The following is a 20,925-nucleotide window of genomic DNA, read 5'->3' as shown; positions in this document are numbered from 1 at the left end:
CACGATTCATCGCAGGTTTATTTTTGCTTACCAAGCCCTGTAAATGAAAAATGTCTTAGTACCTACAGATTTTTCAGCGAACTCATGGAACGCTCTAGAATACGCTGTCGGGCTCTTCGAAAAAGTGCCCTGCAACTTTTATATACTTCATATTGGGCGATTAAACCAATCATCTACAAAAGGTAATTCTTTTACTCTTCCCCTCACCAGAGACAACACCATTCGAAAAAAACTAAGTGTTTTGTTCGAGCGAATAGAGCAACTACCCCGAAATAGAAGACATCATTTCGTTGCCTTGGAAGAATATGGCAGAATTGTGAATGCTATTCGCAATACGGTTGCCAGCAAAAGTATTAACCTTATCGTTATGGGTACCAAGGGAGCATCTGGTGTAAAGGCGGCTATCGTAGGCAGTAATACAGGCAATGTAATAACTCAAGTAGCCTGTAATGTTTTAGTCGTTCCAGAGCAAGCGACCATTGTCATACCACCAAAGGAAATTGTATTTCCCACCGATTATAATATCTTTTATTCCTTTTCAATTTTAGAGGCCATTGCAGAAATTATTCACCTCGCAAAAGCCAAACTGCAGATCTTGAACGTCTTAAAAAATAAGGGTAGACTTTCTCAGGAACAAGAAAAAAACAAAGCCTATTTACAAGACTATGTAGAAGAAGCTTTTCAAGAAAAACATCGTTTCTATGATATTAGAAACAACAATGTCAAGACCGCTATACAGCATCATATTGCTATCGAGCATGGGGAAATGGTGATCATGGTAGCCAAAAATCTAGACTTTCTTCAAAATTTGTTTTTCGATTCTACAATAGAAAAGGTAAGCTTTCATACCAGGGTACCTTTATTGGTGTTGCATGAATAATTCAATTATCTACTTAGAGCAACGCCGTAACTGAGCCTTGTCATTTTTTTTAAAAATCCTTATTTACTTTTAGGAAAGTGTACATTCACAAAACAGCTAAAAAAAAACAATTTCAATTGATTTTTCAATGTACTACCAGAACGTCATAGGCTAATTTTAAACCCTTGCGTTAAGAGAAGTGAATTTCGAGCCGCAAGCTCCAATAGTGTCTCTTCTGAGCTAAGGGTATTTGGCCAAGGCCTACTAGAACTTCCTGATGATATTTATCATATTTTTTGATTAAAGTCTCTGCTAATTTTGAAAAGCAAACAAAACAAAAGACGATGCGCACCGTACTGATTCCCACAGATTTTTCGGCAAATGCCATTCATGCAATCAACTATGCGTTGCATTTGTATAAATGTGAGCGCACCAACTTCTATTTTTTACACGCCTACGCCGACGAAGTATATGGCCCTTTCAAACACAACGGCGATACCTCTTTTGAACAGCAAAACAAATTAATCAAAAGAAATGTTGATGAAAAGCTCCACCGTATTATCAAAAAAATAAAAGAAAAAGAACACAACCCAAAACACGCCTTTAAGGCTATTTCTGCTTTTGATTCGTTAGTTGACGCTGTAAATGATGTAGTGAATCAATTCAATATAGATTTAATCATTATGGGTACCCAAGGCCAGACGGCCAAGAAGCAAACAACCTTCGGAAGTAATACCGTTCAAATTTTTAAATATGTGACATGCCCCGTTCTGGCCATACCCGAAAACTACGAGTATCAAAAACCTAAAAAAATAGTATTCCCAACTGATTACATGTTACCGTACAAGCGGAGAGAACTAAAGCTACTGAATACTTTGGCCGCCGAGTTCAAGTCGGAAGTTCACTGCCTCTACATTTCCGATTTTGAAGATTTGAGTAATCGTCAGATAGACAATAAACGTTTTCTACATGAAGAGCTTTCCAAAGCATACGTATTTTTTGAAACAACTCCGGTCAAAAACAAGGCAGAGGCCATTTTAGATTATATCGTTCAAAACGAGATGCACCTACTAGTAATGGTAAATTCAAGACATTCGTTTTTAGAAGATATACTGTATCGTTCTACGGTTGATGAAATCGGGCTTCAACCTAAGATTCCATTTTTAGTAATGCAGAATTTACCCCGTTAGAATGTACATCTGAAGAATGGGAATTGCATATACTTCATAGCTACCTGCCTATTTTTTTATTGCGTCGACTATGCGATGGGTGGGCCTAGTTTTAACGCTATTCCAAATACTAGCTTAGATATTGCATTGGCCGGGTTTGAGAAGACTTAGGTTAAAAATAAGACTTGAACACCCAAACCAAAAAAATCGTTATAAGACGTGATCAGGAATGAGATCTTATGATTTGCACAATGGCATTCTTTTGCAAGACTCCGGATTGGCGCCACAACTGCTTTCCACTTTTAAACAATAGCAAAGTGGGTACACCACGAACATCAAATTTTGAAGCGATACTAGGATTCTTATCTACATCGATTTTCACAATGGTTACTTCTTCACCCAATTCATCCTTAACCTGTCTTAAGACCGGAGTCAACACTTTACAAGGACCGCACCAATCGGCAAAAAAATCTACCAAAACCGGCGTATCGGACGTAATTATGTTATTAAAACTACCCTTCATGAACTTTGAATTTTTGCTTACCAAAATTACCAAAAAAACGAATGTCTCAAACTGACCGATATCATGGTTTAAAAGGTACTTCCATCATAGTTTTACCCCGTAATCTTAAATATAAGGCCATGACACGAATATTACTACCCACAGATTTCTCTGACAATTCATTCGAAGCAATCCGATATGCAATGCTTGTTTATAGAGAGGTGGAATGTACCTTCTACCTATTGCATACCTACACTCCCGCCATATATCACACTGATTACCTAATTGGAAGCCCTGGACAAATTGGATTGGGCGATATACTTAGGGAAAGTAGTATGAGTCAATTGGAAAAATTAAAAAATCGACTTGAAGGTCAATACCAAAACGAAAAGCATACCCTAATGACTCATAGTGCTTTCAACTCCTTATTAGGTGAGATTAAAGATTTGGTAGCAGCCGAGGATATTGATCTTATCATAATGGGTACCAAAGGAGCGACTGGTGCAAAAGAAATCTTGTTCGGCACCAATACTGTTCATGTCATCAAACAGGCCAAATGCCCAGTTATTGCTATACCCCCAAAATTTACTTACGAGGCACCCAAAGAAATCTTGTTTCCTACAGATTATGAAATCGAATTCAAAAAAGAAAATTTCGAGGCACTTTTAACCCTTCTTTGGTTACACCAATCGCGCATGAATGTGATGCATGTAAGATCTGGTTATGACTTGACCAGTGAACAGGAAAAACACAAAGCGGAACTTGATGAAATGTTTCTTAAAAAAGCACTCTTCCATGAGCTACCTGATAACGGAATCATTACAGCTGTTAACGAATTCCAGATCAAGACAAACATTAATCTTTTAGTCATGGTACAAAACAAACATACATTTATGGAGCGTCTTTTTATTGAACCTATAATCAAAAAAATAGGCTTTCACCTAACAGTTCCATTTATGGTGATACCGCAAATAAAAGAAACTAAGGCATAAAACGATAAACCAAGCCCCGTATTGACAATGGTCATGGTTAAACCTATGATCAGGTTGCAATATTATCTAAAAGAAACAGGATGGACAAAAGAATATTGATACCCACTGATTTTTCAAAAAATGCGTTAAACGCCGCAAGATATGCGGTCGATTTATATGCAAAATTGAATTGCGAGTTTTATTTTCTCAATGTCTTTCGACTAGACGGTTATACTACCGACACTCTTATTGTTCCCGAACCAGGTAGTGCTCCATATGAGACGGCCAAGGTAGCATCTGAAAAGGGATTAGTAAAACTTTTAGACATGCTTGAACTACACCACGATAATCCGAAGCATACCTATCATACCATTTCGACATTTAGTTTTTTATCGGAAGCCGTGAAGCAGACGATAGCCAATAAAGATATCGACCTAGTGATTATGGGTACAAAAGGGGCCTCGGGTAGCAAAGGTGTTATTTTCGGTAGCAATACCGTGAACACCATGGAGAAAGTAACCGAATGCCCCGTTTTAGCCGTGCCAGCGGACGTTCAATTTTCACCGCTGAAAGAAGTCGTTTTCCCAACGAATTATAAGTCAGTATATAAACGCAAAAAAATGAAATGCCTCATCGAGATTGCTAAAATGCATCAGAGCGCTATTCGCTTTCTTAACGTCAATAAAAACCCTGAGTTAACTACAGCCCAGGAAAGTAACAGACAACTGCTAGAGGATATAATGGAGACGGTGACTCACAGTGATCATTCCCTTTCAAAGAAGAACGTTGCGGAAAGCCTAACCGCATTTGTAGCAAGCAGAGAGAGCGATATGATTGCCTTTATCAATAAAAAGCACTTTTTCTTTAGCAGTGTTTTTTCAAGCCCTTTAATAAAAGAAATCGGGTACGATGCTACCGTGCCTATTCTAGCATTACCCTAGTTATAAATATATAAAACACAAAATAATGAAGTATATAGGAATTTGGATGGATAAGGAAAAAGCCCATATGGTAACGCTTAAGGGTGAGCAAGAAGCATTTGAAACTGTTTTTTCAGAATTGGAGTTTTTCAAGCCTTCAGGTGGATCAGGAACCAAAACAGCAAAATGGGGTCCACAAGATGTTGTACAAGACAGTAAATATCTAGAAAGGGAAAAACACCAACTAAGAGCATACTTCAACAACTTGGCCGAAGCCATCAAGGATGCCGATGCCATAGCCCTTTTTGGCCCGGCTGATACCAGCGAAAAATTTCGCAAAGAGCTATTAAAAAGCCATAAAACATTGGCTGCCAAAATAAAAACCGTGACCAAAGCCGATAGCATGACTGATAATCAAGTGAAGGCTATGGTACGAGACTACTTTAGTACCGAAGGTTAGCTGATTGATGTCTAAATCTGAGGCCGCTAAGACCTGTTGTTTTAGCGGTCTTGTAAAAAGGTAAGCCCATGAAAACCAACCAGAAATAATGGTTGCAGATGTAGACAAACCCAAAAGGGAAATAGCATATATAAAAAAAGCAGTCTATATAGACTGCTTTTGTGGGCCCTACTGGATTCGAACCAGTGACCCCCTGCTTGTAAGGCAGGTGCTCTGAACCAACTGAGCTAAGAGCCCTAAAAAGGGATTGCAAATATAGAATAGTTTTAATTACTCCAAAAGAAAAACAAGGAAAAAATCACACAACTTCTGCGACTACAAAATTGCTTCCTCCGATAAATATAAAATCGGTGGCAATTGCGTTCTTTAGGGCCGCTTTTTGAGCCTTTTCAATAGAGTGATATACATCACCATGCAATCCGAATTTTGCAGCTTCTTGCTTCAGAATCATAGCATCCAACCCTCTTTGAACATTTGGTTTGCAAAAGTAGTAGGTAGCATTTTCAGGAAACAACGGCAGCACCAATGACAAATTTTTATCTTTTACAAAACCGAGAACAAGATGTAGGTTATCGAATTCTTGACGTGCTACTTGTTCTAGAACTAATGATAGCCCTTCTCGGTTGTGAGCCGTATCACATACTACCTTTGGATGATTTCGTAGTATTTGCCATCTCCCCAAAAGCCCTGTGTTTTGAACTACATTTTTGAGCCCTGCTTCTATATGACTTGCCTGTATCACAAATTCTTTTAAGGCCGCTAAACAGGCAACAACCCCTTTTACATTTTTCGATTGATAATTACCTAGTAAAGCAGTATTATATAGTGTTTTTATCGTTTTGCTCGCAAATACCAGTTGGGCATGCTTTGATTTAGCGACCTTCTGAAATACCTCAGCCGGTTCTTTTTGATATTCGCTGACTACGACAGGAACATTTTTCTTTATTACACCTGCCTTTTCAAATGCAATTTTCTGTAAACTATCACCAAGCAAATCAGTATGATCCAAACCAATATTTGTGATTAACGAAACTTCTGGAACAATAATATTTGTAGAATCAAATCGACCGCCTAGCCCCACTTCTATAATCGCAATATCAACGCTCTTCTTGGCGAAATAGTCAAAGGCCATTCCGACCGTCATTTCAAAAAAGGACAATTTATTGTGGTCAAAAAAAGATTTGTTTTCAACTACAAAGTCAATAACATGTCGCTGACTTACGGTTTTGCCATTAATTCGAATCCGTTCTCTAAAATCCTTTAAATGAGGAGAAGTGTATAAACCTACTTTGTAACCCGCTTCTTGTAATATAGATGCAAGCATGTGGCTACTCGAACCTTTGCCGTTGGTTCCTGCTACATGAATACTCTTGAATTTTTTCTCAGGATTGCCGAGATGCTTTGAAAACTGAAGTATTTTATCAAGCTTGTGGTTGAGTGCATCCTTACCCTGATTTTGATACATGGGAAGTTGGGCAAACATCCACGCTATAGTCTCCTTATAGGTCACTCTCCTAACTTGAAATTCACTACTACAAAACCGACTTGTGAACTTGGCGCGTTTGCATCCAGGTTCCATTTGTGCTTAAATGCGGTTTTCTTAGCCGGATCTAGTAAGCAAGGACTATTATTTGTAGTACCTTTTACACCAGGTGTTGCACTTATAACATTGCCATTTCTATCTACAACGATTTTAACGACTACGCGTCCTGCTTGATTGCATTCTTGGGGTACCTTACCCTTGCGAACCAACGACCTTCCGTTGAGCCCGTATCCACCCGTGCCGCTTCCTGAACCGGGACTGCCGTAGTAACTTGTTGCATAAGGATCTCCATCGGGTTGCCCTTTATCACCAGCGCGGTCATCGTCACCTTCTGAACCAGATGCAGTGCCGTCTGATTTGTTCAGTCCGCCCATCATCTCATCTAACTTTTTCTTTTTTGCCTCTTGCTCTTGCCTTGCACGCTCTTCGGCTTCCCGTTTTTGTTGTGCAATTTTCGCGGCTTTTGCTTTTTCCCTTTCGATGGCCTCTTCTTTTCTACGTTGCTCGGCTTTTGCAGCATCTTCGGCCCTCTTTTTGGCCTCTTTGGCCTGTCGTATTTTTATGGCTTCCTCACTTTCCTTGGTCAATACCTTTTCAGATGGGGCTTCTTTGGGTTGTGATTTTTCAGGCACTTCTTCAACAACTTCCTCCTCAACCACTTCTTCTTTGACCTCTTCTTGTTTGGTAGGCTCTACAGGGGGTTTATTTACAGGTTCCGATCTAATTTTTTCTTTTGGTTGTACCTGACCTTTGCCAAAATCCATGGTTCCGAAATTTACAGAAATTCCATTTTCGATGGGTGGATCCATGTAGGTAAGACCGATGTAGAAAAGCACCAGGAGAAGCACGCTCAACAGAAGTGTTGTGAGTGTAAAGGATTTCTTTTTGTGTCTCGTGTCTAAGAATGACATAAAGTCAATTCAATTTTAAATCTCGTATTACTAATTCAATTTATTTCTTGTTCATATGATACAAAAAATATCAGCATAGCCTTAGCTAAAGGATTTTTTTTGGAGAAATATGAGTAAAAAAAACAGTTTTATGAGTAACCCAAATGCTGAAATGGCATCAATTCGGTCTGACTGCCAAAATAACTTTGTAATTGTTTCTGTTGGCAATATCCATAACATTTACGGCTTCTCGAATAGCTACACTCTCTTCTGCCCTTAGAATAATAGTGGGTTTCTCTTGCCCTTCTAGTGCCTTTTTTAATTCAATTTCTATATAATCTCCGTTAATTCTCTGGCTGTTTACAAAATACTGCAGGTTTTTATCAATACTTACAGATACATTTTGGGTGTTGGTAGACTTCCCTTTTGCCTTTGGCAAAAGTAAATCCAAAGCGTTTGGTGAGTTGGCCGTTAACATGAAGAATATCAATAACAGGAATACAATATCCGTCATTGAAGACATGCTAAAGTCTGGACTCACTTTATTTCTTCCCTTTAATTTCACTTGGCGTACTTTATTTGTTGTTATGATTCATCCTATGGCAGCAGGCATGTAAATATGTTTTCTAAATGCAAAGAAAAGCGACAATACGATTTAAAAAACACCTTGTCCTTATGCTCTTTTCTCTATAACCCTATAATGGTTCATTCAAAAGATCTAAGAATTCCACCGCATTCGCTTCCATTTTATGTACCACCTTATCCGTTCTGTTTACCAAATGGTTATAGCCTATATATGCAATAATACCTACTATTAAACCTGCAACAGTTGTTGTCATGGCCGTATAAATACCAGATGCCAATGACCCCATTTCGGCTTGACCCCCACTGGTAGCCATTTCATGGAATGCCAAAATCATACCAATTACGGTTCCTAAGAAACCAATCATGGGTGCCGCACCTGCAACGGTAGCTAAGATGCTAACGTTTTTCTCAAGCTTATAAACTTCGAGAGTACCCGCATTTTCAATAGCGGTGTTGATGTCATCCAAGGGTTTTCCAATACGTGAAATGCCTTTTTCGGTTAATCTAGCAACCGGTGAATCAGTTTGTGCACATAACATTTTCGCAGCGTCCAATTTACCGCCACTTACGTGGTCGCGTATTTGGTTCATAAAGTTACTATCTATTTTTGAGGCTGCTTTGATAGCAAAAATACGCTCAAAATAGATATACAGGGCTACGAACAGCATTATAAATAGCACAGATATGATAACCACACTACCCGTACCACCATTAAATATCAAATCAATTACTGAAAGTGTTTTTTCCTCTGATAGCACATCACCCATTTCAGGGTCTTGCGCAAGGTCTTGAAATAATAACATAGAATTCTTTAATGTGTATAGTTGCCCTTATAACGGTAGTTTATCGATAAAAGTATACGATCATATAAATTGTCGCAATAAAATAAAGGTGATTGCGCCGGCCAAAAATCCGATTGCCGCGAGCCATGTAATCTTCTTTAAATACCAGAAAAAATCGATTTTTTCCATGCCCATGGCAACAACCCCTGCAGCAGAACCAATAATCAACATACTTCCACCGGTTCCAGCCGAATATGCAATGAAATGCCATAGTTGATCATCAAGTGCTTCAGAGAACATCCCTAAACTTGCCGCTACCAATGGAACATTATCTATTACAGCTGAACCAACTCCTAATAGCAGCACTACCAAATCGGATACGCGGGTTCCTGCCATTTCGGTACCTACCATACCTATAGAATCTTGTAACCAAGTAGCAAAACCAAAGAGTTGGCCTAACGATTCTAATGCAGCAACAGCCATCAAGATTCCAAGGAAGAAAAGTATACTCGGTAATTCAATTTTAGACAAGGAACTATGTACAGGGCTATGATGTGCTGATATATGTTCTCCATCTGCATCATCTACACTGCTTATATTGAATTTACTTTTGCTATAAATTTCAGCAAATGTTGCCACTACACCTAAAGATAACATCATACCAACGTATGGTGGCAGATGGGTGACCGTCTTAAAAATTGGCACGAAAACGATGGCCCCCAAACCTAAATACAACATTCTCGCACTTAAACTACTTGCCGGCTTATCATCTTCACCTGACGACTCTAGTTTACCTTTGAATGCGGGCAAAAAAGAAGCGATAAACGCAGGTACCAACATACATATTAGTGAAGGTATTAAGAGGAAACTAATCAACTTTACAGTGGTCACTTTGTTCCCTATCCACAACATTGTAGTAGTCACATCACCTATTGGAGACCAAGCACCACCGGCATTTGCTGCGATTATTATTAAACCCGCATACCAAATGCGCACGTCGCGCTCTCTTACAATTTTCTGCAAGATGGAAATAAGCACGATCGTCGCTGTAAGGTTGTCAATGATAGCAGATAGCACGAAAGCAAGCACACAGAAAATCCATAAGATTTTACTTTTACTCTTTGTCTTTACAAAGCCTTTAATAGTCGCAAAACCATCGAAATAATCAATAATTTCTACAATGGTCATAGCTCCAAGAAGGAACACCAAAATCTCCGCCGTCTTTCCGAGGTGATGCAACAGAGTTTCCTCCATCAAGTGAAGTTTATCCTCATGCAACATGCCAGCAAAATTGTCAACTAAAGCATGTTTTCCCGAATCAAACCAGGTTGTGAAACCATCTATACCCAAAGCTATCAAAGCCCAACAAATTGCCATCATGACTAAAGCCGGTATTAACTTGTCAATCTTTAAATTGTGTTCAAGTGTTATTGCTAGATAACCTAAAACGAATACGAGTATAATTGCTGATTCCATATAGTGGTTGGTTTATATTAGTTGTTTTAATGCTATTTCAAATCCGGTGCTACACAAATTAATTTTAGACGGATTTTGCTTAAAGATATTTAAAATTGCCTTTCGAATGGTATCCGAAGTGTCATTAAATATTAATTCATCGTCAATACCTACTCTTTTTTCCATGAAGTAGGCAAAAACTCGGGCCATTCCACAGTTGCTTACAAAGTCTGGAATCAGACTTACTCTACCATCTGTATATTCCATTATAGGGCCGAAAAAAATTTCCTTATCTGCAAAAGGCACATTGGCGCCACAGGAAATTACTTCCAAACCGGTATCAATCATTTGAGAAATTTGTTCCTTAGTAATCAATCTAGAGGCCGCACAGGGCACAAAAATCTCTGTCGGCAAATTCCAAATGCGCTCATTGATCTCTTCAAAAGGGATTAACTGACTTCCATCTGCCATCAAACTATTCCCCTTTTTGTTGAGAAAAAATTGTTGAATCTCCTCAAAAGAAAAACCTTCCTCATTGATAACTCCGCCGGCTCTGTCAATAATTCCTACCACCTTTGCGCCCATTTGCGCCAGATAATACGCTGCTGCGCTACCCACATTTCCAAAACCCTGTACCACTGCCTTTTTACCAACTACATTTCCGCCATAAATATCATAATAGTGTCGCACTGCTTCGGCTACCCCATAGCCAGTAATCATATCGGCTATCGTATATTTTCGACCCACCCCTGGGGAAAATTTATCAGTCTCGATGACCTTAATTACGCCCATTCTGAGCTGCCCTATGCGATTGATTTTATCTGCTTCGGTCGGTTTAAAATGGCCATTAAACACCCCCTCTTGTGGATGCCAAACACCGGCATCTTCTGTAATCGGAATGACCTCGTGAATTTCATCGACATTCAAATCTCCTCCCGTACCATAATAGCTTTTTAAAAGAGGCGCCACTGCGTGATACCAGCGTTCTAAAACGCCTTTTTTTCTCGGATCGTTGGGGTTAAAATTGATGCCAGATTTCGCCCCACCAATCGGAGGGCCAGATACTGTAAACTTGACTTCCATAGTTTTCGCTAAAGAGAGTACTTCATTCATATCGAGCCCCTCCCGCATACGGGTTCCTCCTCCAGCAGCTCCTCCACGCAAAGAGTTGATGACCGTCCAGCCTTCCGCCTCGGTTTCGGGATCCTTCCAGTTAAAAACGATTTCAGGTTGTTTGTTTTCGTATGCCTTTAGTAATTCTTTCATTACAATTGATTTATAAAATTATGTAATCCCATTTTCATTCGTGTTCCGTTTGAAATTTTCATTATCCCCTTGCGGGGTTACTGCTGGTCCATAATTCTATATTTGATCGATACGAAAAAATCGAAGTCAACAAATATAAAAATTTGCGATGGGTTTAAAAGTTTTCTCCTCGTTAAAAAGGGTATTTTTTTAGGCTATAACTCTTCGTATTATGACTCTTAATTTGCATCTTAACCTTATCTTTGCCACAAGAAAATGTAAAAGATATTGCATATGGATTTTTCACTATCGGAAGAACACCTAATGATACAAGAAGCGGCGCGAGACTTCGCCCAAAACGAACTGCTTCCGGGAGTCATTGAACGAGATGACAATCAACAGTTTCCAGCTGAACAGGTAAAAAAGATGGGGGAATTAGGTTTTCTAGGGATGATGGTCGACCCAAAATACCTCGGTAGCGGAATGGACACCATGTCTTATGTGATCGCTATGGAAGAGCTCTCCAAAGTAGATGCCTCATCTTCCGTAATCGTTTCAGTAAACAATTCATTGGTTTGTTATGGATTAGAAACCTACGGCACCGAAGAGCAAAAAGAAAAATACCTTAAACGATTGGCTTCAGGAGAAATTATTGGGGCATTCTGTTTGTCAGAACCCGAGGCTGGTAGCGATGCAACTTCACAAAAAACAACAGCAATAGACAAGGGAAACCACTATGTCATAAACGGTACCAAGAACTGGATTACAAATGGCAATACCGCATCGGTTTATTTGGTTATAGCCCAAACAGATAGGGAAAAAGGACATAAAGGAATCAACGCCCTCATTGTAGAAAAAGGAATGCCTGGCTTTGAGATCGGACCAAAGGAAAATAAGTTGGGTATCAGAGGTAGCGATACGCATTCGCTAATTTTCAATGATGTAAAAGTGCCAAAAGAAAATCGTATTGGTGAAGATGGTTTTGGTTTTAAATTTGCCATGAAAACACTTTCTGGTGGTAGAATCGGAATCGCTGCGCAAGCTTTAGGTATTGCGGCTGGGGCTTATGAATTGGCCCTGAAATATTCAAAAGAACGAAAAGCATTTGGCACTGAAATAAGTAACCATCAGGCGATAGCTTTTAAATTGGCTGACATGCATACTCAGATTCAAGCAGCACGTCATTTGGTCTACAAAGCAGCATGGGATAAAGATCAAGGCAATAACTACGATCTTTCAGGGGCAATGGCCAAATTGTATGCCTCACAGGTAGCCATGGAAACTACAGTGGAAGCCGTTCAAATACACGGTGGCAATGGTTTTGTGAAAGACTATCATGTAGAACGACTGATGCGTGATGCAAAGATCACCCAAATATACGAGGGCACTTCAGAAATACAGAAAATTGTAATTTCAAGAAGCATATTAAGAGATTAAAAAGAAACTATTTATTGTTTTATTACACAGCCCCTCCTTTTTGAGGGGTTGATTGTTCATAGTTGCTTCTTATTTTGTTAACCCGATACTATTGAAAGGGTTTTTTGTTACAAATTAATATTCTGCACCTTTTACCCCCTAAAATTCACTTCGTAAAGACCACAAATGCCTTAAATTTATCAAATTGATAATTTGAGGGTAACAATAATCCCTATTTGAGTATTTTTTAACGATTATCTAATATCATTGAATATTTTAATTCATTTCATTTAAATCGATAAAAATAGCTTAACAAATATGTTATTTTTGAGGAAATACGACAATTTATGAAGTTAGAGAAACAGGGGTTGTACCTACCGGAATTTGAGCACGATAACTGTGGCGCAGGATTCATTTGCAGTTTGAAAGGAAAGAAGTCGAATGACATTATTCATAAGGCACTTGAAATTCTAGATAAGCTAGAGCATCGTGGTGCTGTAAGTGCCGATGGCAAAACGGGCGATGGCGCAGGTATCCTTATCGATATTCCGCATGATTTTTTTAAGGCCGTTTGCGATTTTGAGATCACTGAACCCGGAACCTATGCGGTTAGTAACGTATTTCTACCACAAAAGGAAAATCAACGTGATTTCTGTATCACCGTTTTTGAAGACAACATAAAAAAACAAGGACTTCAACTGTTAGGATGGCGTGATGTTCCTGTAAATAGATCTGTTCCTGGAAGAATTGCCATGGAAACTGAACCTTTCGTCAAACAACTCTTTATTGCTAAGGAGCATGCTGAGCAAGACGAATTCAACTTCAATCTTAAACTGTTTACCGCTCGCAAGTTGACTGAGCATTCCATTATCAATTCTAAACTATCAGAAAGTGGCTTTTTCTATGTTCCTAGTCTTTCCACTAAGATTATCATTTTCAAAGGCTTGTTAATGCCCAAAGACATCAGCCTGTATTATAAGGATTTGATGGATCCAAGAGTGGTTACAAGACTTTCGCTCGTACACCAGCGATTCTCAACAAACACCTTCCCCACCTGGGATTTGGCACAACCATTCAGGTATATGTGTCACAACGGTGAAATAAATACACTGCGAGGTAATGTTACTCGAATGCGATCTCGTGAAGAATTAATGAAAAGTGATTGGTTTGGTGAGGAGATTAAAAAAATAATTCCAATTATTCTACCGGGAAAATCTGATTCCGCCACCATGGATATGGTAGTAGAATTGTTATTAATGACGGGGCGTTCGCTTCCAGAAGTAATGATGATTTTAGTACCAGAAGCTTGGGAAAAGAATCCAGATATGTCGGAAGCTAAAAGAGCTTTTTACGAATATCACTCCTGCATGATGGAACCTTGGGACGGTCCGGCATCTGTTCCGTTTACAGATGGAAACTATATCGGTGCTGTTTTAGATAGAAACGGACTACGCCCTTCAAGATATACTGTTACCAAAGATGATTATGTAGTTATGTCTTCAGAAGTTGGGGTGGTAGACATCGCTCCAGAAAATGTAGATTTCCACGGAAGGCTTGAGCCCGGTAAAATGTTCTTGGTAAATATGGAAGCGGGCCGAATTATCAATGACGAAGAAATTAAGGAGGAAATTGCCCAAAGACACCCATACCAAAAGTGGTTAGATAACAATCTGGTGCACCTGAAAGACATTCCTTATAACGATTGCCCTTTGTTTTTGGGAGAAGCATCCTTAGAAAAAAGGAAGGCCGTATTCGGCTACACCCTGGAAGATATCAATACGATTATCCTTCCTATGGGCAAAAACGCAAAGGAACCCATAGGCTCTATGGGTTCTGACACTCCTATTGCCGTATTATCTGAACAGCCACAATTGATTTACAACTATTTCAAACAGTTATTCGCGCAGGTTACCAATCCGCCATTAGATGGTATACGTGAAGAATTGATTACCGATATCAGTCTTACTTTAGGTAGCGACCATAATATTTTCGATTTCTCTGAATTGCATTGCCGCAAATTAAAAATACAGAACCCGGTCATATCAAAAGAAGATTTGGACAAAATCAAAAACTACGATGCTAGTCCGGATTACAAGGTAGTGTCGATTCCCACATTGTACCATATTGAAAGAGGACATAATGGTTTGGAGGATGCGCTAGAATCTATCTTGAAGCAAGCTTCACAAGCGGTTGACCAAGGAACCAACATTATTATTTTATCCGATAGAAATGTTAGTGATACCGAAGCACCCATTCCCGCCTTATTGGCCTGTTCCTTCGTAAATAGTGGTTTACAGAAGTTAGGAAAGCGATCAAAGCTAAGTGTTATAATAGAATCTGCTGAACCCCGTGAGGTACACCATTTTGCCTTACTCTTCGGTTTTGGCGCGAGTGCCGTAAATCCGTACTTGGTAAATGAAATTATTGGAGAACAGATTGAAGAACTAGACATTACTGAATATACTTTTGATGAAGCCATAAAAAACTACAACAAAGCTGTAGGTAAAGGCATTTTAAAAGTGATGAACAAAATAGGCATCTCAACGCTTAATTCATACCGTGGTTCACAGTTGTTTGAATGTATTGGTATTAATACTAAGGTTGTCGGCAAATACTTTCCGAATACACCAACCAGAATACAGGGTATCGGACTTTACGAAATCGAGAAGGAAATTGCCAAACGGCACGCCAAGGCTTTTGCAAAAAAAGAAGTTGCCGCCAACTTAGATGTACCCATGGGCGGTGAATATCGCTGGAGAAGAGATGGTGAAAAACACATGTTCAATCCGTTATCGGTAGCAAAATTGCAAAAAGCCGTTCGCAATAATGAACCCGATAGTTATAAGGAGTTCTCTGAAATGGTGAATGAGCAGTCTAAAAATCTTATGACTATTCGTGGTTTGTTTGAGTTCTCAAACTATGATCCTATTCCAAAAGAGGAAGTTGAACCTTGGACCGAAATCGTAAAGCGTTTCAAGACCGGAGCGATGTCTTACGGCTCTATTAGTAAAGAAGCACATGAAAATCTTGCTATTGCCATGAACCGTATTGGCGGTAAAAGCAACTCAGGTGAAGGCGGTGAGGATTCAGAACGTTTTTACAAGAATGCAACCGGTGACTGGAGAAATAGCGCGATTAAACAAGTAGCATCAGGTCGCTTTGGCGTCACTTCCGACTACTTAACGAATGCACAAGAAATACAGATTAAAATGGCACAAGGTGCCAAACCGGGTGAAGGCGGGCAATTGCCAGGTCCGAAAGTAAATCCGGCAATTGCTAAAACAAGAAATTCTACACCTTACGTCGGGTTGATTTCACCTCCACCACATCACGATATTTATTCTATTGAAGATTTATCACAGTTGATTTTCGATCTAAAATCAGCAAATCGCGAGGCAAGAATCAATGTGAAATTGGTTTCCGAAATTGGGGTTGGTACGGTTGCTGCGGGTGTTGCCAAGGCAAAAGCAGATGTTATACTAGTTTCAGGATTTGATGGCGGAACGGGCGCATCGCCATTAACATCTTTGAAGCATGCCGGACTGCCTTGGGAATTAGGTATCGCCGAAGCACAACAAACTTTGGTAATGAACGATTTAAGAAATCGAATTGTACTAGAATGTGATGGACAGCTAAAAACGGGTCGTGATGTAGCTGTAGCTTGTCTGCTTGGAGCAGAGGAATTCGGTTTTGCCACTGCACCATTGGTCGCTTCAGGCTGTATTATGATGCGTGTTTGCCATTTGAACACCTGTCCGGTGGGTATTGCCACTCAAAACCCTGAACTTCGCAAGAAATTTGAGGGTAAGCCAGAGCATGTGGTAAATTATATGTATTTCGTAGCACAAGAGTTGCGAGAAATAATGGCGCAATTGGGCTTTAGAACCTTGAATGAAATGGTGGGACAGGTTCAAAAATTAGATCGTAAAAAAGCCATTGACCATTATAAAGCACAGGGCATTGATTTGACTCCTATTCTGCATCAAGTAAACGTTCCTGCAGGAACAAAGCTTTACAATACACAGCAGCAAGAGCATGATGTAGACAAGTCTATCGAATTTGAAATCATTGAAAAAGCGAATCCATCGTTATTTCGAAAAGAAAAAGCAGCGCTAGATTTTCCCATTTGTAATACCGATCGCGCAGTTGGTGCCATAATCAGCAATGAGATTTCTAAAATTTATGGCGCGCAAGGATTACCGATCAATACACTGAAATTGAACTTTACAGGTTCTGCAGGTCAGAGCTTTGGAGCCTTTGCCACCCGAGGCTTGACAATGACGGTCAATGGCAACACGAATGATTATTTGGGTAAAGGATTATCTGGGGCCAAATTGGTTATAAAAGTACCCGATGGTTCTACTATTGTGCCAGAAGAAAACGTCATTACAGGAAATGTAACTTTATATGGAGCAACTGCGGGTAGAGCCTATATTAATGGGAAAGCCGGAGAGCGCTTTTGTGTTCGGAATTCGGGTGCTAAAACCGTGGTCGAAGGTATTGGTGACCATGGGTGTGAATATATGACCGGAGGTGTTGCCGTTATTCTCGGCGAAGTAGGAAGAAATTTCGGCGCTGGTATGAGTGGTGGAATCGCCTATGTTTATGACAAAAATAAAACCTTTGAAAAGAATTGTAGTAAAGAAGGATTGAACTTGTTGGCCGTTGAGGAAGACCAAGATATTAAACAACTTCGAGAGCTTGTTGAAAGTCATTACAATTATACCATGAGTCCTCTGGCTCAGCGTATTCTAGAAAACTGGGAAGATTGTCTACCAGATTTTGTAAAGGTATTCCCTGAGGAATATCGTCAGGCTTTGATTCGACTGGAAGAAGAGAAATTGCAAACTATATAAATCGAGACATGGGAAAGATAACAGGGTTTTTGGAATTCGATAGAAAAGTAGAGGGTTACACGCCCGTTGAAAAACGTATAAGAAATTATAAAGAATTTACGGTTCCTATGAAAGAAAAGGAGCTGAAAGACCAAGGTGCGCGTTGTATGGATTGTGGTATTCCTTTCTGTCATAGCGGTTGCCCACTGGGGAATCTGATTCCAGATTTCAATGATGCTGTTTATAGAGGAAAGTGGGAAAAAGCTGCTGGCATTTTACATTCGACCAATAACTTTCCAGAATTTACCGGTAGGTTATGCCCAGCACCCTGTGAAGAAGCTTGCGTTCTGGGAATTAATGAAGATCCGGTAACCATAGAAAATATTGAAAAGAATATTGTAGAAACCGCCTTTGAAAAAGGATGGATTGTTGCAGAACCCCCAGCAAAAAGAACAGAAAAAAGGGTAGCTGTAATAGGCTCAGGGCCAGCCGGATTGGCAGCTGCACAACAGTTAAATCGTGCAGGGCATTTCGTCACTGTATTCGAAAGAGATGAAAAACCTGGAGGACTATTACGTTATGGAATTCCAGATTTCAAAATGGAAAAACATGTGATCGACCGTAGATTGAAGGTCATGGAAGAAGAAGGAATTGAATTCAAATGTGGCGTTCATGTGGGTATTGATATAAAAGCAGAGGCGTTAAAAGATGATTTTGATGCCATTGTTTTATGTGGAGGAGCAACAGTTAGACGAAATTTACCGATAAAAGGTTCAGATTTAAACGGTGTAGTACAAGCCATGGATTTCTTGCCTCAGAACAATCGCCGGGTCGATGGTGTAAAGAAATTTGAGAAAGAGGTTCTAGCTGCGGATAAAGATGTTGTAGTAATTGGAGGTGGTGATACTGGTTCTGATTGTATTGGTACATCAATTCGACAGGGTGCTAAATCAGTTTCAAATTTTGAGATCATGCCCATGGCCTCTGAAGAACGTCCTGAAGGGCAACCTTGGCCTTTTTGGCCTATGCGGCTAAGGACCAGTTCCTCGCATAAGGAGGGAGCTGAGCGTTTTTTTAGTATTTCAACCAAAGAATTTATTGGTGATAAAAATGGAAATCTAAAAGGTTTGATCACTTCAGAAGTAGAATGGATAAAGCAAGCAGGTCAACGTCCGATCTTAAAAGAAATCGAAGGCACCGAAAAAGAATGGAAATGTGAGTTAGCCCTTCTCGCTATGGGTTTTACTGGCTCTGAGATGACTATTGCCGAGCAGTTAGGTCTAGAGGCCGATGCCAGAACGAATATTAAAGCTTCTGAAAGTGATTACCAAACGAATGTACCTGGGGTGTTTGTTGCAGGCGACCAACGCAGAGGTCAGTCGTTAATCGTTTGGGCCATTTCAGAGGGTAGGCAAGCAGCGCATCATATCGATACGTATTTAATGGGGGAATCTTATCTTCCTTTAAAAGGGGAAGGAGATCTGCCTCGAATTTAAATAAGATGCTTAGTCTTTAGTTAATTGACTTCCCCACCAGTCATCATTGGGTTTGAAATCTTGGGAAAGCACTTTCATTCGCTCTTTTTCAAGAAGGGGTAATTTCTCATTCATCAACATCTGACGTCGCTCTGTGGCTAGCTTTAAATTATATTCCGGGTCTGGGGAGGCCATATTGGCGTTAACCGATTTTAACCAGTTCCGCAATTTTGTGCTCATTTCCTTGGCAAGAAGTTTCTGTTCATTTACCAGGTTCTTTTTTTCCCCAATATCAGCGCTAAGCTGGTACAATTCTTCTCGATCATCTTCCCAGTAGTGAATAAGTTTCCATCCATTTTCTTGAATAATCGATGAGGGTTCGCCGCCTTGGTTTCCATAATGCGGATAATGCCAATATAATTCACGTTCTTTATTTATCTCCTTACCCTCCAACAAAGGCTTCAAGCTGATACCGTCAACGTGTTGCTTGGGCAGGGCCTCTATACCAACCAAATCTAAAATGGTTGGATAGAAATCAGTACCGCTTACTGGATAGTCATTTTTAGAACCGGCATTCTTGAGCCAGGGTACTTTTATAAAATAGGGTTCACGAATTCCGCCCTCCCATTGATATCCTTTTCCTCCTCTTAAAGGCACGTTGGATGTTGAAAAAGAATCACCCGAAGCAACACCACCATTATCAGAAGTAAAAACTATAATCGTTTCATTATCAATACCTTGATTCTTGATTTCGTTTAAAACAACGCCCACAGCATCGTCCATACTTTCAACTAATCCGGCATAGATAGGATTATCTTGTTCTTGTCGAATAGGAAGAACTCTTTCCATACTATAACCGCTTTCGGCTATACCCGCATTGGTTGCTTTATCTTGATATTTTTTCCATTTGGCGTTTGTAGTTTGAATCGGACCGTGTACGGCATAAAAGGAAAGAAAGGCAAAAAATGCAGCATCTTTATGTTGCGCTATAAACGAAGCGGTTTCATTCGCCAAACGCAATGAAAGATTTTCTCCTTGCACTCGATTCTTCAGTTTAGGATTCTGCCAGGGAGAAAAATAGCCTCCAATAGGGCTTCCTTTATCCCAACCACCTACATTGCTATCGAAACCGTGATCTTCAGGATAGGAACCTTCTTCTCCTAGATGCCATTTTCCGGCGAAAAAAGTGGAATACCCTGCTTCTTTTAGGGTTTCAGCAAGGGTTATCTCTTCTTTAGGTAGTTCATGCACATAATCAGCCGGAAGTAATTTATCGTGCCTACCGTGATCACGCCATTGGGTTCCGGTTTTTGCTCCTATCCAATCGGTTATGCCATGTCTTGCAGTAAACTTCCCAGTCATAATACTAGCCCTAGATGGGCTACATACTCTACTGGCTGCATACCCTTGGGTAAATATCATGCCTTCTCTGGCCAGTTGATCTATATGGGGAGTCTCGTAATAGGTGCTTCCCGTAACACCTAGATCTAATAAACCTAAATCGTCTACCAGTATAAAAACCACATTTGGTTTATGTACAGCGGTAGGTAATTCTTGTTTGCAGCTAATAAAAAGAAAGATGGAGGAGATGAACAAAGGTTTGCAATATCTAAAAAACATCCTTTTGGTTTTACTCAAATATAGTAAAAAGGTAAGATGAATAGGTTCTCTAGACTCTATGCCATAAAAAAAGTCCCTTACATTGCTGTAAGGGACTTTCGAAGAAGGCGGCTACCTACTCTCCCACTTGGTGTAGCAGTACCATCGGCGCAGACGGGCTTAACTTCCCTGTTCGGAATGGTAAGGGGTGTGCCCCGT

At 39.9% G+C, this 20,925-nt stretch carries 16 protein-coding genes, 1 tRNA gene and 1 rRNA gene; 8 read left to right on the top strand and 10 right to left on the bottom strand.

All coding sequences use genetic code 11. The annotated features are described in order from the left end of the window. Nucleotides 1-43: 43 nt before the first annotated feature. Nucleotides 44-880 carry a universal stress protein gene (locus ABJN95_RS00090; protein WP_348367941.1) on the top strand — a complete coding sequence of 279 codons (837 nt, stop codon included), beginning with the start codon at nucleotides 44-46 and terminating at the stop codon, nucleotides 878-880. A 323-nt stretch (nucleotides 881-1,203) separates the two neighbouring features. After that, nucleotides 1,204-2,049 (top strand): universal stress protein, encoded by an 846-nt coding sequence (locus ABJN95_RS00085; RefSeq protein WP_348367940.1) that lies wholly within the window; start codon nucleotides 1,204-1,206, stop codon nucleotides 2,047-2,049. 202 nt (nucleotides 2,050-2,251) lie between these two features. Here the strand turns inward: ABJN95_RS00085 and trxA are convergent, their stop codons facing one another. Next, a complete protein-coding gene (trxA, locus tag ABJN95_RS00080) occupies nucleotides 2,252-2,551 on the bottom strand; it encodes a thioredoxin (protein WP_348367939.1) in 300 nt (99 codons plus the stop codon). A gap of 119 nt (nucleotides 2,552-2,670) precedes the next feature. On the opposite strand from trxA, the gene ABJN95_RS00075 reads away from it, so the two are divergent. From ABJN95_RS00075 to ABJN95_RS00065, 3 genes are all read left to right on the top strand, one after another. Continuing rightward, complete coding sequence (locus ABJN95_RS00075; RefSeq protein WP_348367938.1) at nucleotides 2,671-3,522, top strand: universal stress protein; 852 nt, start codon at nucleotides 2,671-2,673, stop codon at nucleotides 3,520-3,522. A gap of 80 nt (nucleotides 3,523-3,602) precedes the next feature. Further along, nucleotides 3,603-4,442, top strand: a complete 840-nt coding sequence (locus ABJN95_RS00070) for a universal stress protein (protein WP_348367937.1) — start codon at nucleotides 3,603-3,605, stop codon at nucleotides 4,440-4,442. A gap of 25 nt (nucleotides 4,443-4,467) precedes the next feature. Next, on the top strand, nucleotides 4,468-4,881 hold the full coding sequence (locus tag ABJN95_RS00065; protein WP_348367936.1) for a hypothetical protein: 414 nt from the start codon (nucleotides 4,468-4,470) through the stop codon (nucleotides 4,879-4,881). Nucleotides 4,882-5,043: 162 nt separating this feature from the next. Here the strand turns inward: ABJN95_RS00065 and ABJN95_RS00060 are convergent. From ABJN95_RS00060 to ABJN95_RS00030, 7 genes are all read right to left on the bottom strand, one after another. After that, nucleotides 5,044-5,118, bottom strand: a tRNA-Val gene (locus ABJN95_RS00060). A 61-nt stretch (nucleotides 5,119-5,179) separates the two neighbouring features. Then, nucleotides 5,180-6,391: a folylpolyglutamate synthase/dihydrofolate synthase family protein gene (locus ABJN95_RS00055; protein WP_348368130.1), complete on the bottom strand. Its 1,212-nt coding sequence runs from the start codon at nucleotides 6,389-6,391 to the stop codon at nucleotides 5,180-5,182. Continuing rightward, the gene (locus ABJN95_RS00050; protein ID WP_348367935.1) at nucleotides 6,388-7,335 is read right to left on the bottom strand and encodes an energy transducer TonB; all 948 of its coding nucleotides are present in this window, start codon (nucleotides 7,333-7,335) and stop codon (nucleotides 6,388-6,390) included. The genes ABJN95_RS00055 and ABJN95_RS00050 overlap by 4 nt, the downstream gene beginning before the upstream one ends. A gap of 157 nt (nucleotides 7,336-7,492) precedes the next feature. Further along, on the bottom strand, nucleotides 7,493-7,879 hold the full coding sequence (locus ABJN95_RS00045) for a biopolymer transporter ExbD (protein ID WP_348367934.1): 387 nt from the start codon (nucleotides 7,877-7,879) through the stop codon (nucleotides 7,493-7,495). Nucleotides 7,880-8,009: 130 nt separating this feature from the next. Beyond that, on the bottom strand, nucleotides 8,010-8,702 hold the full coding sequence (locus tag ABJN95_RS00040) for a MotA/TolQ/ExbB proton channel family protein (protein WP_348367933.1): 693 nt from the start codon (nucleotides 8,700-8,702) through the stop codon (nucleotides 8,010-8,012). Nucleotides 8,703-8,762: 60 nt separating this feature from the next. After that, a complete protein-coding gene (nhaD, locus tag ABJN95_RS00035; RefSeq protein ID WP_348367932.1) occupies nucleotides 8,763-10,157 on the bottom strand; it encodes a sodium:proton antiporter NhaD in 1,395 nt (464 codons plus the stop codon). 12 nt (nucleotides 10,158-10,169) lie between these two features. Then, entirely contained in the window at nucleotides 10,170-11,402 is a 1,233-nt protein-coding gene (locus tag ABJN95_RS00030; protein ID WP_348367931.1) for a Glu/Leu/Phe/Val dehydrogenase dimerization domain-containing protein, read from the bottom strand. Nucleotides 11,403-11,675: 273 nt separating this feature from the next. On the opposite strand from ABJN95_RS00030, the gene ABJN95_RS00025 reads away from it, so the two are divergent. From ABJN95_RS00025 to ABJN95_RS00015, 3 genes are all read left to right on the top strand, one after another. Continuing rightward, nucleotides 11,676-12,818: an acyl-CoA dehydrogenase gene (locus ABJN95_RS00025; protein ID WP_348367930.1), complete on the top strand. Its 1,143-nt coding sequence runs from the start codon at nucleotides 11,676-11,678 to the stop codon at nucleotides 12,816-12,818. A gap of 326 nt (nucleotides 12,819-13,144) precedes the next feature. Beyond that, nucleotides 13,145-17,653: a glutamate synthase large subunit gene (gene gltB, locus ABJN95_RS00020; protein ID WP_348367929.1), complete on the top strand. Its 4,509-nt coding sequence runs from the start codon at nucleotides 13,145-13,147 to the stop codon at nucleotides 17,651-17,653. An 8-nt stretch (nucleotides 17,654-17,661) separates the two neighbouring features. Beyond that, complete coding sequence (locus ABJN95_RS00015) at nucleotides 17,662-19,128, top strand: glutamate synthase subunit beta (protein ID WP_348367928.1); 1,467 nt, start codon at nucleotides 17,662-17,664, stop codon at nucleotides 19,126-19,128. 9 nt (nucleotides 19,129-19,137) lie between these two features. Here the strand turns inward: ABJN95_RS00015 and ABJN95_RS00010 are convergent, their stop codons facing one another. Together ABJN95_RS00010 and rrf are read right to left on the bottom strand one after the other, a co-directional pair. After that, nucleotides 19,138-20,727 (bottom strand): sulfatase, encoded by a 1,590-nt coding sequence (locus ABJN95_RS00010; protein ID WP_348367927.1) that lies wholly within the window; start codon nucleotides 20,725-20,727, stop codon nucleotides 19,138-19,140. 102 nt (nucleotides 20,728-20,829) lie between these two features. Further along, nucleotides 20,830-20,925 (bottom strand): 5S ribosomal RNA (gene rrf, locus ABJN95_RS00005); the annotation flags it as partial.

The sequence above is a fragment of the Maribacter sp. genome, assembly GCF_039974175.1.
Classification (GTDB): Bacteria; Bacteroidota; Bacteroidia; order Flavobacteriales; family Flavobacteriaceae; genus Maribacter_C.
The sequence above is the reverse complement of the archived record's forward strand: the minus strand, read 5'-3'. Positions and strand labels throughout refer to the sequence as shown.

Bases quoted from the DNA above. Each gene is read 5' to 3' on its own strand.
- ABJN95_RS00065 (WP_348367936.1), top strand. From the start codon at position 4,468: ATGAAGTATATAGGAATTTGGATGGATAAGGAAAAAGCCCATATGGTA.
- ABJN95_RS00075 (WP_348367938.1), top strand. From the start codon at position 2,671: ATGACACGAATATTACTACCCACAGATTTCTCTGACAATTCATTCGAA.
- ABJN95_RS00025 (WP_348367930.1), top strand. From the start codon at position 11,676: ATGGATTTTTCACTATCGGAAGAACACCTAATGATACAAGAAGCGGCG.
- ABJN95_RS00040 (WP_348367933.1), bottom strand. From the start codon at position 8,702: ATGTTATTATTTCAAGACCTTGCGCAAGACCCTGAAATGGGTGATGTG.
- ABJN95_RS00085 (WP_348367940.1), top strand. From the start codon at position 1,204: ATGCGCACCGTACTGATTCCCACAGATTTTTCGGCAAATGCCATTCAT.
- ABJN95_RS00030 (WP_348367931.1), bottom strand. From the start codon at position 11,402: ATGAAAGAATTACTAAAGGCATACGAAAACAAACAACCTGAAATCGTT.
- ABJN95_RS00015 (WP_348367928.1), top strand. From the start codon at position 17,662: ATGGGAAAGATAACAGGGTTTTTGGAATTCGATAGAAAAGTAGAGGGT.
- ABJN95_RS00090 (WP_348367941.1), top strand. From the start codon at position 44: ATGAAAAATGTCTTAGTACCTACAGATTTTTCAGCGAACTCATGGAAC.
- ABJN95_RS00010 (WP_348367927.1), bottom strand. From the start codon at position 20,727: ATGTTTTTTAGATATTGCAAACCTTTGTTCATCTCCTCCATCTTTCTT.
- trxA (WP_348367939.1), bottom strand. From the start codon at position 2,551: ATGAAGGGTAGTTTTAATAACATAATTACGTCCGATACGCCGGTTTTG.
- ABJN95_RS00070 (WP_348367937.1), top strand. From the start codon at position 3,603: ATGGACAAAAGAATATTGATACCCACTGATTTTTCAAAAAATGCGTTA.
- nhaD (WP_348367932.1), bottom strand. From the start codon at position 10,157: ATGGAATCAGCAATTATACTCGTATTCGTTTTAGGTTATCTAGCAATA.
- ABJN95_RS00050 (WP_348367935.1), bottom strand. From the start codon at position 7,335: ATGTCATTCTTAGACACGAGACACAAAAAGAAATCCTTTACACTCACA.
- gltB (WP_348367929.1), top strand. From the start codon at position 13,145: ATGAAGTTAGAGAAACAGGGGTTGTACCTACCGGAATTTGAGCACGAT.